Source organism: Burkholderia sp. Tr-20390 (assembly GCF_017104595.1).
In the GTDB taxonomy this organism is placed as follows: Bacteria; Pseudomonadota; Gammaproteobacteria; order Burkholderiales; family Burkholderiaceae; genus Burkholderia.
This window is the reverse complement of record NZ_JAAGPC010000003.1, coordinates 1-14,624: the sequence shown is the minus strand read 5'-3', so window position 1 is coordinate 14,624 and position 14,624 is coordinate 1. Positions and strand designations below refer to the sequence as shown.

Below are 14,624 nucleotides of genomic sequence, written 5' to 3'. Positions count from 1 at the left end.
GCGAGTCGCTGGGAATCGGGGTGATGCGGGAAAACGGGAAAGGGATGAAAACGGCGGCTCAGCGGTAGCCGAGCCCTTTCAGCACGGCGGTGCCGTCTTCGGTCAGCCGGAAGCTGGGTGCCGTTTCGGTGTCGAGCTTGACCATCTCGACGAGACCGGCTTCCTGCAGCGCAGGCAGTTCGGGTTTGGCATTGGCGCCGATCGGTGCGTGCAGCAGCACGAGCAGCGTCGCGATTTCATGATGACTGAGCAGGCGGCGCAGCATCGTCTTCTTTGCAGGGGGCGCGGCCGGGCGGCCCGCGGGTGCTTCTACGGCGCTCATCGCTTTCCTCCTTTTCGAGATAACCATCGGGTACTGGCTGCGGATGGTGCCGTCGAAGACTTAAGCGATTCTTAAAACCGCACGGGGCGACGGGATGCTGCGCTGCGGTATGGGTTACGGGATGTAACGCCATATGGAATGCGGTTTCCGGCCCGATCGCGGCGAGCCGCGCGGGCGGGGGCGCGGCCGAGCGATTCACCGCGATGGTGCGCGCATGATGTGGCCCTTTGAAGCAGCCGCGGGCCGTGAATGTGATGCGCCCCTTGAATCCCGGTCGGCTCCCTTCCGTTACTTCCTGCGCTGCGCCTGTGCGGCGAGCCGCACGGCCGCATTCGTCGCGCCGTAGCCGTCGTATCCGCCGCGCCGCTCGACGATCTCGAGCGAGAAGCGGTTGTCGACCAGTTCTGTATACGCGTGCAGGAATTCGCCGCCGTGCTCGTCACGGTCATACAGCAGGTGATGCGTGCTCAGCGTGTCGATCAGGTCGTCCGGCAGCGCGTAGCGTGCGGCGAGATCGTCGTAGTAGTTCGGCGGAATGCGGAGGAACGGAATGCCGTCGGCCGCGAACGCGGCGATCGTCTTCACGATGTCGTCCGTGCGGAACGCAACGTGGTTCAGCCCCGTGCCGTGGTAGCGGTCGAGCGATTCGGCGACCGCCGTGTGCCGGTCGACCGACGCGTTCAACGCGATCCGCACCGAGCCGTCGGCGCTGCGCACCGCGCGGCTGCGCATCAGCCCGTACGGGTCGGGCACGAGCCAGCTGCGTTCCGCCTCGAAGCCGAATGCCGTCTTGAAGAACAGGATCCACGTATCGAGCGCGTCGGCCGGCAGCGCAAGGCACACGTGGTCGATACCGGTCAGCGGGCCGACTTCGCTCGGGCCGTCGATGTCGGTCAGCACGAAATCCGATTCGTACAGCGTCGGCGCGTTCGGCGCTTCGTCGACGAAGTATTCGAGGCTGCCGTCCGGCGCCTGCACGCTCGGCAGCACGCGCTCGTTCGGCCCGACGCGGCCGGAGAACGGCGCATAGCCGAAGCCGGCCGCGCGCTCGAACGCCACTTTCGCGTCGTCGACACGGAATGCCGATGCGCACAGCGACAGCCCGTGCTGCTGGAAGAACGCATCGGCGAACGAGTCGCGCTCCGCGTTCAGCACGATCGACGCGGCGCCGTGCTGGAACAGCGTCACGTCCTTCGAGCGATGGCGGCCCGCGAGCCGGAAGCGCATCCGGCCGAGCCATTCGCCGACGATCGCCGCCGCCTGCGCGTCGACCGCGAATTCGATGAACTGGAACCCGACGTGCGCGGGCGGCGCCGGCGGCGCGAACAGCGGTTGGTCTGCGGCCGGTGCGCGGCCGTCCTGCGCGAGCCGCTCGCGCGTCAGTTCTTCCAGATAAAGCAGCGAACGATGACCGTCGGCGGCGGTGATCGCGGTCGGCGCGGCGCGGAAGCCGTCGTTGAAGATCTCGAGCGACAGCGGCCCCGTATAGCCCGACTCGATCACGCGCGCGGTGAAGCGTGCGAGGTCGAAGTCGCCCTGGCCCGGGAACGAGCGGAAATGGCGGCTCCATTCGAGCACGTCCATCGCGAGCTTCGGCGCATCGGCGATCTGCACGAACGCGATCCGGTCGCCGGGGATGTCCGCGATCGCGTCCGGCGAATCGTCGAGCGACAGCGTGTGGAAGCTGTCGAGCGCCAGGCCGAGGTGCGGGCTGTTCACGGCATTCACGAGTTTCCACGCATGGCCGTAGCGCTTCACGACGCGGCCCCACGCGAGCGCTTCATACGCGGCGACCACGCCGGCCTGCCGCGCGGCTTCGGCGAGCGCGCCGAGCTGGTCGACGAGCAGCCCGTCATCCGCGATCGTGTCGGCCGACACGTTGCTGCACACCAGGATGCGGTCGGTGCCGAGCGCATGCATCACGTCGAACTTGCGCTTGATCCGGTCGAGGTTGCGGGCGAGCTGGGCCGCGCTTACCCCCTCGAAGTCGCGAAACGGCTGGAACAGCACGATGTCGAGGCCGAGATCGGCGGCCATGCGCCGGACGTCGGCCGGCGATCCATCGAAGTAGACGAGGTCGTTTTCGAAGATTTCGACGCCGTCGAAGCCTGCGGCCTGGACGGCGGCGAGTTTCTCGGCGAGCGTGCCGGACAGTGACACGGTGGCGATCGAGCGCTGCATGGGCGATTCCTGAGGATGAGCGGGCATGGCGTCGGCCGAACCGGCCCTGAATGAACCAGTCGTTGAGTTCCTGGCGGGCGCCATATCCCGAATTTACTAGGCTGGTGATGCGTATTGTACAAACTAACTAGGTGGTACAAATTAGCGAAAACCCGAAAAGACAGCCCGCTTGCACGGGCGCACACTAGCGCCACATTCCGATGTCTTCGGGGCGGCGCCGATCGTGGTCTGCCCCCGTTTCAGGAGCAGAAACACGATGAGCAAGCACAAGGTGCTCGTGCTGAACGGCCCGAACCTGAATTTGTTGGGCACACGCGAGCCCCATATCTACGGCGCGGAAACGCTGGCCGACGTCGAGCAGCGCTGCCGTACGGCGGGCGAGGCGCTCGGGCTGGAAATCGACTTCCGCCAGTCGAACGCCGAGCACCAGCTGATCGACTGGCTGCATGCCGCGCGTCATGACACGCACGGCATCGTGATCAACCCGGCCGCCTATACGCATACGTCGGTGGCGCTGGCCGATGCGCTTTCCGCGATCGCGAAGCCGGTGATCGAAGTGCATATCTCGAACGTGCATCGCCGCGAGGCGTTCCGGCACCATTCCTATGTGTCGGCGCTCGCCGAAGCCGTGATCTGCGGCTGCGGCACCGAGGGCTACGTGTTCGCGCTGCAGCGTCTGGCGACGCTGTTCGCGCAGGGAGCCGCACGATGAGCCGTCCGTCGTTTCTGATCGGCCTGATCGGCCAGGGCATCGGCGGCTCGCTGTCGCCCGCGATGCACGAGGAAGAAGGATTCCGCCAGGGGTTCGGCTATGTCTACCGGCGCATCGATCTCGACGTGCTGGGCGTGACCGTCGACGCACTGCCGCAACTGCTCGATGCCGCGCAGCGGATGGGCTACAACGGCCTGAACATCACGCACCCGTGCAAGCAGCGCGTGATCGAGCACCTCGATGAACTGTCGGACGATGCGCGCGCGCTCGGCGCGGTGAACACCGTGCTGTTCAAGGACGGCAAGCGGATCGGCCACAACACCGACTGGTCGGGTTTCGCGAAATCGTTCCGCCGCGGGTTGCCCGGCGCGTCGCTCGAACGCGTCGTCCAGCTCGGCGCGGGCGGCGCGGGCGCGGCCGTGGCGCACGCAGCGCTGCAGATGGGCGCGGCCGAACTGACGATTTTCGATGTCGACGGCACGCGCGCCGCCGCGCTCGCCGCCGAGCTGCAGCAGCGCTTCCCGGCGGCACGCGTCGTGCAGGGCGACGATCTCGCGGCCTCGATGCGCGCCGCGACGGGCCTGATCCACTGCACGCCCACCGGCATGGCCAAGCATCCGGGCCTGCCGCTGCCGGCCGAACTGCTCCACGCGGGCATGTGGGTGGCCGACATCGTGTACTTCCCGCTCGAAACCGAACTGATCCACGCGGCGCGCGCGGCCGGTTGCGCCACGCTGCCGGGCGGCGGGATGGCCGTCTACCAGGCGGTCGACGCGTTCGAGATCTTCACCGGACGCACGCCCGACGCCGAGCGGATGTTCGAACACTTTCAGTCGCTCGTCGCGCGCTGACCCCTTCCATAAAGAGAGACCAGGAGACGACCATGCAGCACACCACCCACACGAGCGCCGCGCCGGCGCAGGCGTCCGGCACCGTCCGGCGCACTTCGGCGCGCTACAAGATTCTCGCGCTGCTCGCGATCGGCACGATGATCAACTATCTCGACCGCACCGTGCTGGGGGTGGCTGCGCCTCAGCTCACCAAGGAGCTCGGCATCAACGCGGCCGTGATGGGCATCATGTTTTCCGCATTTTCGTGGACGTATGTCGCGATGCAGGTTCCCGGCGGCCTGTTCCTCGACCGCTTCGGCAGCAAGATCACCTATTACTGGTCGATGACGCTGTGGTCGCTGTGCACGTTCCTGCAAGGCTTCGTGCCGGGCGTCGCGACGCTGCTCGCGTGCCGGCTCGGCCTCGGCGTGACGGAAGCGCCGTGCTTCCCGACCAACAGCCGCGTCGTCGCGACGTGGTTCCCGCAAAACGAGCGTGCGATGGCGACGGGTACCTATACCGTCGGCGAGTACATCGGCCTCGCGTTCTTCAGCCCGGTGCTGTTCGCGCTGATGGGGGCGTTCGGCTGGCGCTCGCTGTTCTGGGTCGTCGGCGCGGTGGGTATCGTGTTCGGCCTGGTCTGGTGGAAGTTCTATCACGAGCCGCGCAACCATCCGGGTGCGAACTCGGAGGAGCTGGCCTATATCGAGGCGGGCGGCGGTCTCGTACACGGTGCGCGCAAGAGCGGCGACAAGGGCGACAAGCCGGCGCAGGCCAAGTTCAGCTGGTCGATGGTCGGCAAATTGGTGAAGAAGCGCCAGCTCGCGGGCATCTGCCTCGGCCAGTTCGCCGGCAACTCGACGCTCGTGTTCTTCCTGACCTGGTTCCCGACCTACCTCGCCACCGAACGCCACATGGGCTGGCTGAAGATCGGCTTCTTCGCGGTGATGCCGTTCATCGCCGCGTCGGTCGGCGTGATGTTCGGCGGGATCTTCTCCGACTGGCTGCTGCGTCGCGGCAAGTCCGCGAACCTCGCGCGCAAGCTGCCGATCATCGCGGGCCTGCTGCTCGCATCGACGATCATTCTCGCGAACTACGTGCAGAGCAACGAAGCCGTGATCGCGATCATGTCGGTCGCATTCTTCGCGCAGGGGATGGCTGCACTCGGCTGGACGCTCGTGTCGGACATCGCGCCGGACGGCCTGCTCGGCGTCACGGGCGGCATCTTCAACTTCGCGGCGAACCTGGCGGGCATCGTCACGCCGCTCGTGGTCGGCTTCATCGTCGCGTCGACCGGGTCGTTCGTCGGCGCGCTCGTGTTCATCGGCGTGATCGCGCTGGTCGGAGCAGCGTCGTACATCTTCGTGGTCGGCGACATCAAGCGGATCGAGCTGTAATCACCGGCTCCACGCAGATCCTGTGCGTTAGCCCGGCAGCCGCAAGGCCGCCGGGCTTTTTTGCGTGGTACGGCGCTTACGCGCGCTGCACTGCGATGCCGAGCGATTCGACCGCCTGCGCAATGGCCGCGACCGCGCGGCGGATATCGTTCGAATCGATCGCGCCGATGCAGCCGACACGGAACGTCTCGAGCTGCGTGAGCTTGCCCGGATACAGGATGAAGCCCGCGTCGCGCACCGCGTCGTAGAAGCGGCGGAAATCGTAGGCCGGGTGGTCGGGCGCGTGGAACGTGACGATCACCGGCGCCTGCACGCTCGCATCGAGGAACGGCGTGAAGCCGAGCGCGTGCATCGACTCGACCAGCGTCCGGCAGTTGTCCGCATAGCGCGCGCCGCGCGCCGGCTGGCCGCCTTCGGCGAGGTACTGATCGAGTGCGGCGCGCAGCGCGGCGATCACGTGCGTCGGCGGCGTGAAGCGCCACTGGCCCGTCTTGCGCAGGTACGCATATTGATCGTGCAGATCGAGCGCGAGCGACGGCGAGTTGCCTTCGCTCGCGTCGAGCGCGTCGCGCCGCACGATCGCGAACCCCATCCCCGGCACGCCTTCCAGGCATTTGCCGCTCGCCGAGATCAGCGCATCGATGCCGCTGCCGGCCAGCGTGATCGGCAGTGCGCCGAACGAGCTCATCGCGTCGACGATCAGCCGCTTGTCGTGGCGCCGGCACACGGCGGCGATGTCGTCGAGCGGGTTCAGGATGCCGGCGCTCGTCTCCAGATGCACCTGCGCGACATGCGTGATGCGCGGCTCGCGTGCGAACGCGGCTTCGAGCGCGGCCGGATCGACGGCCGCGTCCTCGCCGAACGGCAATGCGATCGCTTCGATACCGAGCCGGCCGAGGATCTTCAGGATGCGCGCGCAGTACGCGCCGTTGTCGGGCACCAGCACGACGCCGTCACGCGGCACCAGCGTGCCGAGCGCGGCTTCGACCGAGAACGTGCCGCTGCCCTGCATCGGCACGCACACGTACTCGTCGCCGCCGTGCGCGATCGTGACGAGATCGGCGCAGACGCTGGCCGTCAGTTGATTGAATGCGGCATCCCACGAGCCCCAGTCATGTTGCATTGCGTGGCGGGTTGTGGCGGACGTCGTGAGCGGGCCAGGCGTAAGAAGAATCGGATCGGACATGGTTTTCCCTTGCAAAGATCGGAAGAAACGCCGGGCGGCATTTCTGAATGACTTGCATGATATTGGCAAAATGTGTCATTTTTTGGAAATTGCCGCATTCGTCACGGGTTTGTCATCGAACGCTGTGATCCTTCGCTTGCCGCGCGAAACCTAACCTCGGCGCGGTAGCGAGGCGGGCCGTCGCTCGGCCCCGCCCGGAGATAACAGGAGAGCCGGATCGTGCCCCGGCCATTTGGTGTTCCGCCTACGGAGAAGTCAGATGACACTGCAGAAACCCTCGCGCGCCGCTGCCGGCGCGTTCCGCAAGCTTGCGCTGGCCGCCAGCGTCGCCGGCCTGATGGGCGCCGCGCTGCCCGCACATGCGGCGAACGCGGTCGTGCTGTATACGGCAGACGGCCTCGAGAACCTCTATCGCGATGTGCTGCCGGCTTTCGAGAAGAAGGAAGGCGTCAAGGTCAACATCGTGACGGCGGGCAGCGGTGAAGTCGTCAACCGCGCGAACATCGAGAAGAACTCCCCGAAGGCCGACGTGATCGTCACGCTGCCGCCGTTCATTCAGCAAGCTGGCCAGATGGGCCTGCTGCAGCCGTACCAGAGCGTGAACTACAAGAACGTGCCGGCCATCGCGAAGGCTGAAGACGGCACGTGGGCGACGTTCGTGAACAACTACTTCTCGTTCGCGATCAACCCGGACGTCGTGAAGAGCCAGCCGAAGACGTTCGCCGACCTGCTCGCGCCGGCCTACGCCGGCAAGGTCGCGTACTCGAACCCGGCCACCGCCGGCGACGGGATGGCCGTGCTGATCCTGACGACGTCGCTGATGGGCGAGGACAAGGCGTTCGACTACCTCGCGAAGCTGTCGCAGAGCGTGAAGTTCCACACGAAGGGCACGGGCTACCTGAACGTGCTGCTGTCGCGTAACGAAATCAGCGTCGCGAACGGCGACCTGCAGATGGACCTCGACGATGCCGAACACGGCGCGCTGTCCGTCAAGCCGATCTTCCTGGCCGCGAAGGAAGGCGACCAGCCGACCACGTTCCAGCTCCCGTACGGCATCGGCTTGATCAAGAGCGGCCCGAACCAGGACGCCGGCAAGAAGCTGATCGACTACCTGATGTCGACGGACGTGCAGTCGAAGGTGCCGGACATGTACGGCATCCCGGGCCGCACGGACGTGCCGCTGGCCGGCAAGAACGGCGAAGCGGTCAAGAAGGCGATCGCGGGCGTGAAGCTGATCCCGGTCGACTGGACCCAGGTGATGGCGAAGAAGCCGGTATGGATCGAGCGCTGGAAGAAGGACGTGATCGGCAGCTCGGGCAAGCAGCTCGACGTCGTCAAGCCGAAGTGATCGGCGCACGCCGCCTGTATTTGTGAGCAAGAGGATGAACCCGGTGGAAACCGCCCTGACCCATCCCGGCGCATTCGGCGCCGCCGAACCGCAGGCTACGCTGCGGTCCGGCGCGCCGGGCGGCGTGCAGATCGAACACCTGAGCGTGCGCTACGGCGCACGCACGGTGCTGGAAGATCTGTCGCTGTCGATCGGTGCCGGTGAATTTCTGACCGTGCTCGGCAAGAGCGGCTGCGGCAAGACCACGCTGCTGCGCTTCATCGCCGGGTTCGTGAAGGCCGACGGCCTGACCGGCACGCTGACCGTTGCCGGACGCGACCTGACCTATGCGCCGCCGCACAAGCGCAATCTTGGTCTGCTGTTCCAGAATTACGCGCTGTTCCCGCACCTGACGGTGTTCGAGAACGTCGCATTCGGGCTGCGCGCACGCGGCATGGCGTCGTCGGAAGTGACGCGCCGCGTCGCCGATGCGCTGAAGCTCGTGCAGCTCGGCGATGCGGGCCATCACCTGCCCGCGCAACTGTCGGGCGGGATGCAGCAGCGCGTCGCGCTGGCGCGCGCACTCGTGATCGAGCCGGACGTGCTGCTGCTCGACGAGCCGCTGTCGGCGCTCGACGCCAACCTGCGCGCATCGGTGCGCAGCGAACTGAAGGCGCTGCACGAGCGCCTGCCGAACCTGACCGTCGTCTGCGTGACGCATGACCGCGACGACGCGCTCGTGCTGTCCGATCGCGCGCTGCTGATGCGCGACGGCCACATCGCGCAACTCGGCACGCCGCAGCAGCTGTACGACGCGCCGCAGGACGGCTACGTCGCACGCTATCTCGGGCCGGCGAACCTGCTGCCGCCGCACGTGATCTTCCCGCTCGGCGATCCGCGCCACGAAGTGCGCGGCAAGGTGGCCTGCGTGCGCCCCGAGCGCCTGACCCTGATGCCGCCGGCCGCAGGCGGGCTGCACGGCACGGTGTCGTCCGTCGAATGGCAGGGCGCTGACCTGTCGATCGCGGTCACGATCGATGCGGCCCCCGACGAGCCGGTGCGCGTCACGATGCAACGCGGCCGCGGTGCGGCTCCCGAGCGCGGTGCGCGCGTTTCCCTGCATTGCGAGGCAGACGATGTCGTCCTTATCGAGCCCTGAAGCCGGCCTGCCGCCGCACGTGCTCGCGTCGGCCGCCGCGCACGCCGCCGCCGCGCGGCGCCGCAAGCGCATGGGCGACCTGCACCTGGCCGCGCTCGCGATCGTCCTGCTCGGCCCACTTGTCGTCTATCCGCTGGTGCGGCTCGTGCTGCTGAGCGTGTCGGGCGACCACGGGCTGAGTTTCGCCGCGTACCGCACGTTCTTCGGCAACCCCGATACGCGCAGCGTGCTGCTGACCACACTCGGCGTGCTGTTCGCGAGCGCCGGCACCGCGTCGGTGCTCGGCGTGCTGCTGGCCGCGCTGCTGTTCTTCAAGCCGTTTCCGGGCGCGTCGCTCGTCACGCGTTTCCTGGAGCTGTACGTCGCGTTCCCGTCGTTCCTCGTCGCGTTCACGCTGATCTTCCTGTACGGCTCGCAAGGCTCGATCAGCATCGCGCTGCAGCACCTGTTCCATCTCGAGAATCCGCCGCTCGATTTCCTGTTCGGCATCGGCGGCGTGATTCTCGCGCAGACCGTGTTCTATACGCCGTTCGTCGTGCGGCCGACGCTCGCGTCGTTCGCGACGCTCGACCTGCGGCTGATCGAAGCCGCGCGCAGCCTCGGCGCGTCCGGCTGGATGCTGGCACGTCGCGTCGTGCTGCCGATCGCATGGCCGGGCATCGCTGCCGGCACCGTGCTGTGCTTCCTGCTGACGCTGAACGAATTCGGGATTCTGCTCGTGCTCGGCAGCGCGCGGCTCGTGACGCTGCCGGTTGCGATCTACAGCAGCGCGACGGTCGACCTCGACCTGCCGACCGCGTCGGCCGGCGCGGTCGTGATGCTCGCGCTGTCGCTGGCGTTGTATGCGGTTTATCGCCGGGTGAACCGGCGTGCGACGGGAGGGAACGATGTCCGCTGAATTCCGTATCGGGCAAGCCGTGCCGCGCCACCAGATCGGCTGGGGCGACACGGTGCTCAAGCATGCGTCGCGCGCGGCGCTCGCGCTGGCCGCGTTCGCGTGCTTCTGGCTGTTCGTGTTGCCGGTCATCGTCGTCGCGCTGTCGAGCGTGTCGACGCAGTGGTCGGGCACGATCCTGCCGGCCGGCTACAGCCTGCGCTGGTTCGAGCGGCTCGGGTCGCCGGAATACGATGCGCTGCTGACGAGCCTGGAAATCGGCTTCGGCGTGTCGGCGGTCGGCACGGTCCTCGGGCTGTGGCTCGCGCTGGCGCTCGAAGGGCGCGACCGGCGCGGCCTCGGCGCGGTGGTCGATGCGCTCGTGATGGTGCCGAACGGTGTGCCGAGCGTCGTGCTCGGGCTCGCGGTGCTGATCGCGTATCACCAGAAGCCGGTCGACCTGTCGAGCTCGGCGGCGATCGTCGTGCTCGTGCAGCTCGCGCTGATCTTGCCGTTCTGCTATCGCTGCGCGGCCGCCGCGCTGCGTCCGGAACTGACCGTGCTGCGCGAAGCGGCGGCGAGCCTCGGTGCGCCGCCCGCGATGGTGCTGCGTCGCGTGCTGCTGCCGCAGCTCGTGCCGGCGCTGCGCGCGAGCCTCGCGCTCGGTTTCGCGCTGTCGCTCGGCGAACTCGGCGCGACGCTGACGGTGTATCCGCCCGGCTTCGCCACCGTGCCGATCGTCGTGATCGGCCAGGTGGAGCGCGGGTATTACCTTCCGGCATCGGCGCTGTCGCTGCTGATGCTCGGCGCGTCGCTCGCGGCGCTGCTGCTGATCGCGGCGCGCGTGCCGCGCGGCAAGCGGGTGGCATCATGAACGCCGCGTTCGCCTTGCGCCAGCCTGGTGAAGCGTCGGCGGCCGGCGCATCGACGGGGCTCGCGGGACGTTCCGTCGACGTCAACGGCCGCCACTACCGGCTGCCGGTCGAGCCGACCGTCGTCGTCTGCGTCGACGGCTGCGAGTACGACTATCTCGAACGGGCGGTGGCAGCGGGCGTCGCGCCGTTCATCGGCCGGATGATCGCGGAAGGCCCGGCCTGGCGCGCCGATTGCGTCGTGCCGACCTTCACCAACCCGAACAACCTGTCGATCGTCTGCGGCGTGCCGCCGGCGGTCCACGGGATCTGCGGCAACTACTTCTGGGATTCGGCCGCCGACGGCGGACGCGGCGCCGAAGTCATGATGAACGACCCGGCCTACCTGCGGGCCGGCACGCTGCTCGCGGCGGCGGCCGACGCCGGTGCGCGGGTTGCCGTCGTGACGGCGAAGGACAAGCTGCGCCGGCTGCTCGGCTGGCAACTGAACGGCATCTGCTTTTCGGCCGAGAAGGCCGCGCAGGCGAATCTCGCGGAAAACGGGATCGTCGACGTGCTCGACTGGGTCGGCCTGCCGTCGCCGGACGTCTACAGCGCGGCGTTGTCCGAATTCGTGTTCGCGGCCGGCGTGCGGCTTGCGCAGACGCGCCAGGTCGACCTGATGTACCTGTCGACCACCGATTACGTGCAGCACAAGTGCGAGCCGGGGAGTGCCGGCGCGAACGCGTTCTACGCGATGATGGACGGCTATCTTGCGCAGCTCGACGCGCTCGGCTGGGCGATCGGCCTCACCGCCGACCACGGGATGAACGCCAAGCACGATCCCGCGACGGGCCGGCCGAACGTCATCTATCTGCAGGACGCATTCGACGGCTGGTACGGCGCGCAGGCCGCGCGCGTGATCCTGCCGATCACGGATCCGTACGTCGTGCACCACGGCGCGCTCGGCTCGTTTGCGACCGTCTATCTGGCACCGGGCGTCGACCGGGCCGAGGCGATGTGGCGCGTCGGCGGCCTCGACGGCGTCGAGCTCGTGCTCGACAACGCGGAAGCCGCAGCCCGTTTCGAGCTGCCGGCCGACCGGATCGGCGATCTCGTCGTGATCGGCCGCCGCGACATGACGCTCGGCACGCGCGAGCGCGAGCACGATCTGTCGGGCCTCACGGTGCCGCTGCGTTCGCATGGCGGCGTGTCGGAGCAGGAAGTGCCGCTGCTGTTCAATCGCCGTATCGAGCCGGCCGATCACGCGCGTCGCCCGCGCAACTTCGACGTGTTCGATTTCGTGCTGAACCGGGTCGCGACATGATGGCTCATCCCCGACACGATCACCCGGCGTTTCGTGCAGAGGCGCTGCGCTGGTGCGGCACGCGCGCGACGCGGGAACGCACGCTCGACGTCATGGACCCTTACACGGGCACGCGCGTCGGGACGGTGCCGCTGGCGAGCATCGACGATGTGCGCGCGGCATTCGACTATGCGATGGCGTACCGGCCGAAGCTCACGCGGTACGAGCGTTCGCAGATCCTCGAGCGTGCGGCCGCGCTGCTGCGCGAGCGCACCGAGGAAGCGTCCGACCTGATCACGCTCGAATCGGGGCTGTCGAAACAGGACTCGCGCTACGAGATCGGCCGCGTGGCCGACGTGTTGAAGTTTGCAGCGGTCGAGGCGCTGCGCGACGACGCGCAGAGTTTCTCGTGCGACCTGACGCCCCACGGCAAGGCGCGCCGCGTGTTTTCGCAGCGCCAGCCGCTCGACGGTGTGATCGTCGCGATCACGCCGTTCAATCATCCGATGAACCAGGTGGCGCACAAGATCGCGCCGGCGATCGCGACCAACAACCGCGTGATCGTGAAGCCGTCGGAGAAGGTGCCCCTGTCGGCGTTCTACCTGGCCGATCTGCTGTATGAAGCCGGGCTGCCGGAGCCGATGCTGCAGGTGCTGACCGGCGATCCGCGCGAGATCGCGGACGAACTCGTCACGCATCCGCATGCGTCGCTGATTACGTTTACGGGCGGCGTGGCGATCGGCAAGGCGATTGCCGCGCGGGCCGGCTACCGCCGCATCGTGCTGGAACTGGGTGGCAACGATCCGCTGATCGTCCTCGAGGACGCCGATCTCGAACGCGCGACGTCGCTGGCCGTGCTCGGCTCGTACCGGAATTCGGGCCAGCGCTGCACGGCCGTCAAGCGGATGCTGGTGCAGCGTTCGATCGCGCCGGCGTTTACCGAATTGCTCGTCGAGAAGACGCGTGCATGGAAGTACGGCGATCCGTTCGATCCCGTGAACGAAATGGGCACGGTGATCGACGAGGAAGCGGCGCGGCTGTTCGAGGCGCGAGTGGAAGAGGCGGTCGCGCAGGGCGCGCGCTTGTTGACCGGCAATGTGCGGCGCGGCGCGCTTTATGCGCCGACCGTGCTCGACAACGTCGATCCGTCGATGACGCTCGTGCGCGAGGAGACCTTCGGGCCGGTCTCGCCGGTGATCACGTTCGACACGATCGACGACGCGATCCGGATCAGCAACGGGACGGCGTTCGGGCTGTCGTCGGGCGTCTGTACCGACAGCACGGCGGCGGTCGTGCGGTTCGTGAACGAGCTGAACGTCGGCACGGTGAATGTATGGGAAGTGCCCGGCTACCGGATCGAGCTGTCACCGTTCGGCGGGATCAAGGATTCGGGGCTCGGTTACAAGGAAGGCGTTCAGGAGGCGATGAAGAGCTTCACGAACCTGAAGACGTTTTCGCTGCCTTGGGAGTGAATGAATGGCATTGACGGTGGAAGAGATCCACGGGCTGTATCGCGAGCATGGCCATGTGGCCTATAGCGGCGAGCCGGTCACGCAGCTTGAGCATGCATTGCAGAGCGGATTGCTGGCCGAAGAGGCGGGGGCTGACGAAGCGCTGGTCGCGGCGGCGTTCCTGCATGACCTCGGGCATCTGCTGAATCGCCAGGGCGAGACGCCGAGCGCGCGCGGGATCGACGATCTGCATCAGTATTACGTGCTGCCGTTCCTGCGGCCGCTGTTTTCCGACGCGGTGCTGGAGCCGATCCGGCTGCACGTCGACGCGAAGCGCTGCCTGTGCCGCACGGACGCCGGCTACTTCGAGAGCCTGTCGCCGGACTCGGTGCGCAGCCTCGCGCTGCAGGGCGGCATCTTCAGTGAAGAGGAGACGGCGGCGTTCCTGCAGCGCCCGTTCGCGGAGGACGCGCTGCGTCTGCGCCGCTGGGACGATACGGCGAAGGAGGAAGGCAAGGCGACGCCGGATCTCGATCACTATATGGAGATCGTCGCGCGCCAGGTGCGCGCGGCCTGACGGTTCGGCTGCTTCTATATAAGGCCCCGCACGCGGTAGCGTGCGGGGCCTTATATTTTTTTGAGAAACCCCTTGCGCAGATCGAAGAGGCTGCCTACAATCACGCCTCTTTCGCGCTAACGGAAACGCGGCGCGGGAGAAGGGAAGCAAGGTGGGTGGTGTGCTTGCAGTCTGGAGCGCGCAGCTGGCCTGGAAGTTGAGCCCCGCAGTCGCAACGATGCAGTAAAAAAGTTGTTGACGAACTGCGAAACACGGTTCATAATCTCGCTTCTCTGCTGCTGAAAACGCAGCGCTGCCGGGAAACGCGAAGTTCCTCGCAGAAACGCTCTTTAAAAATTAACAGCCGATAAGTGTGGGCGCTTGATGAAAGCGAGCTGATCCTCGGATCAGATAGCGAAAGTATCAAGAGTCTCACACTAAAGTAAGTCAGGTTTATGAAGTGATTCATATT

General features: G+C 67.0%; 13 protein-coding genes. 10 read left to right on the top strand and 3 right to left on the bottom strand.

Translation table 11 applies throughout. The features are described 5' to 3' along the window. Positions 1-58 precede the first annotated feature (58 nt). Both G3N98_RS01945 and G3N98_RS01940 read right to left on the bottom strand, forming a co-directional pair. Positions 59-322: a hypothetical protein gene (locus G3N98_RS01945; RefSeq protein WP_039367795.1), complete on the bottom strand. Its 264-nt coding sequence runs from the start codon at positions 320-322 to the stop codon at positions 59-61. Positions 323-610: 288 nt separating this feature from the next. Beyond that, positions 611-2,503: a sugar phosphate isomerase/epimerase and 4-hydroxyphenylpyruvate domain-containing protein gene (locus G3N98_RS01940; RefSeq protein ID WP_206147042.1), complete on the bottom strand. Its 1,893-nt coding sequence runs from the start codon at positions 2,501-2,503 to the stop codon at positions 611-613. A 256-nt stretch (positions 2,504-2,759) separates the two neighbouring features. Here G3N98_RS01940 and aroQ point away from each other — a divergent pair, with 256 nt between their 5' ends. The 3 genes from aroQ to G3N98_RS01925 are packed head-to-tail and all read left to right on the top strand — an operon-like array spanning position 2,760 to position 5,442. Continuing rightward, on the top strand, positions 2,760-3,215 hold the full coding sequence (gene aroQ / locus G3N98_RS01935) for a type II 3-dehydroquinate dehydratase (RefSeq protein WP_089429019.1): 456 nt from the start codon (positions 2,760-2,762) through the stop codon (positions 3,213-3,215). Beyond that, positions 3,212-4,066 carry a shikimate dehydrogenase gene (locus G3N98_RS01930; RefSeq protein ID WP_089475716.1) on the top strand — a complete coding sequence of 285 codons (855 nt, stop codon included), beginning with the start codon at positions 3,212-3,214 and terminating at the stop codon, positions 4,064-4,066. The genes aroQ and G3N98_RS01930 overlap by 4 nt, the downstream gene beginning before the upstream one ends. A gap of 32 nt (positions 4,067-4,098) precedes the next feature. Beyond that, complete coding sequence (locus G3N98_RS01925) at positions 4,099-5,442, top strand: MFS transporter (protein ID WP_089429021.1); 1,344 nt, start codon at positions 4,099-4,101, stop codon at positions 5,440-5,442. 76 nt (positions 5,443-5,518) lie between these two features. Here the strand turns inward: G3N98_RS01925 and G3N98_RS01920 are convergent, their stop codons facing one another. Continuing rightward, positions 5,519-6,628 (bottom strand): 2-aminoethylphosphonate--pyruvate transaminase, encoded by a 1,110-nt coding sequence (locus tag G3N98_RS01920; RefSeq protein WP_206147041.1) that lies wholly within the window; start codon positions 6,626-6,628, stop codon positions 5,519-5,521. Between the two features lie 259 nt (positions 6,629-6,887). Between G3N98_RS01920 and phnS the strand changes: the two genes are divergently transcribed. From phnS to G3N98_RS01885, 7 genes are read left to right on the top strand one after another with little or no spacing between them, the layout of a single operon-like run. Continuing rightward, positions 6,888-7,976: a 2-aminoethylphosphonate ABC transporter substrate-binding protein gene (phnS, locus tag G3N98_RS01915; RefSeq protein WP_089429023.1), complete on the top strand. Its 1,089-nt coding sequence runs from the start codon at positions 6,888-6,890 to the stop codon at positions 7,974-7,976. 34 nt (positions 7,977-8,010) lie between these two features. After that, positions 8,011-9,114 carry a 2-aminoethylphosphonate ABC transport system ATP-binding subunit PhnT gene (phnT, locus tag G3N98_RS01910; RefSeq protein WP_174974178.1) on the top strand — a complete coding sequence of 368 codons (1,104 nt, stop codon included), beginning with the start codon at positions 8,011-8,013 and terminating at the stop codon, positions 9,112-9,114. After that, a complete protein-coding gene (locus G3N98_RS01905; protein WP_069252528.1) occupies positions 9,092-10,012 on the top strand; it encodes a 2-aminoethylphosphonate ABC transporter permease subunit in 921 nt (306 codons plus the stop codon). Before phnT ends, G3N98_RS01905 begins: the two co-directional genes overlap by 23 nt. Next, positions 10,002-10,862 (top strand): 2-aminoethylphosphonate ABC transport system, membrane component PhnV, encoded by an 861-nt coding sequence (gene phnV / locus G3N98_RS01900; protein WP_060074338.1) that lies wholly within the window; start codon positions 10,002-10,004, stop codon positions 10,860-10,862. Before G3N98_RS01905 ends, phnV begins: the two co-directional genes overlap by 11 nt. Then, the gene (gene phnA, locus G3N98_RS01895) at positions 10,859-12,166 is read left to right on the top strand and encodes a phosphonoacetate hydrolase (RefSeq protein WP_206147040.1); all 1,308 of its coding nucleotides are present in this window, start codon (positions 10,859-10,861) and stop codon (positions 12,164-12,166) included. Before phnV ends, phnA begins: the two co-directional genes overlap by 4 nt. Beyond that, the gene (gene phnY, locus G3N98_RS01890; protein WP_206147039.1) at positions 12,163-13,617 is read left to right on the top strand and encodes a phosphonoacetaldehyde dehydrogenase; all 1,455 of its coding nucleotides are present in this window, start codon (positions 12,163-12,165) and stop codon (positions 13,615-13,617) included. The genes phnA and phnY overlap by 4 nt, the downstream gene beginning before the upstream one ends. 4 nt (positions 13,618-13,621) lie before the next feature. Beyond that, entirely contained in the window at positions 13,622-14,173 is a 552-nt protein-coding gene (locus G3N98_RS01885) for a phosphonate degradation HD-domain oxygenase (protein ID WP_089475711.1), read from the top strand. The last annotated feature ends 451 nt before the right edge of the window (positions 14,174-14,624 follow it).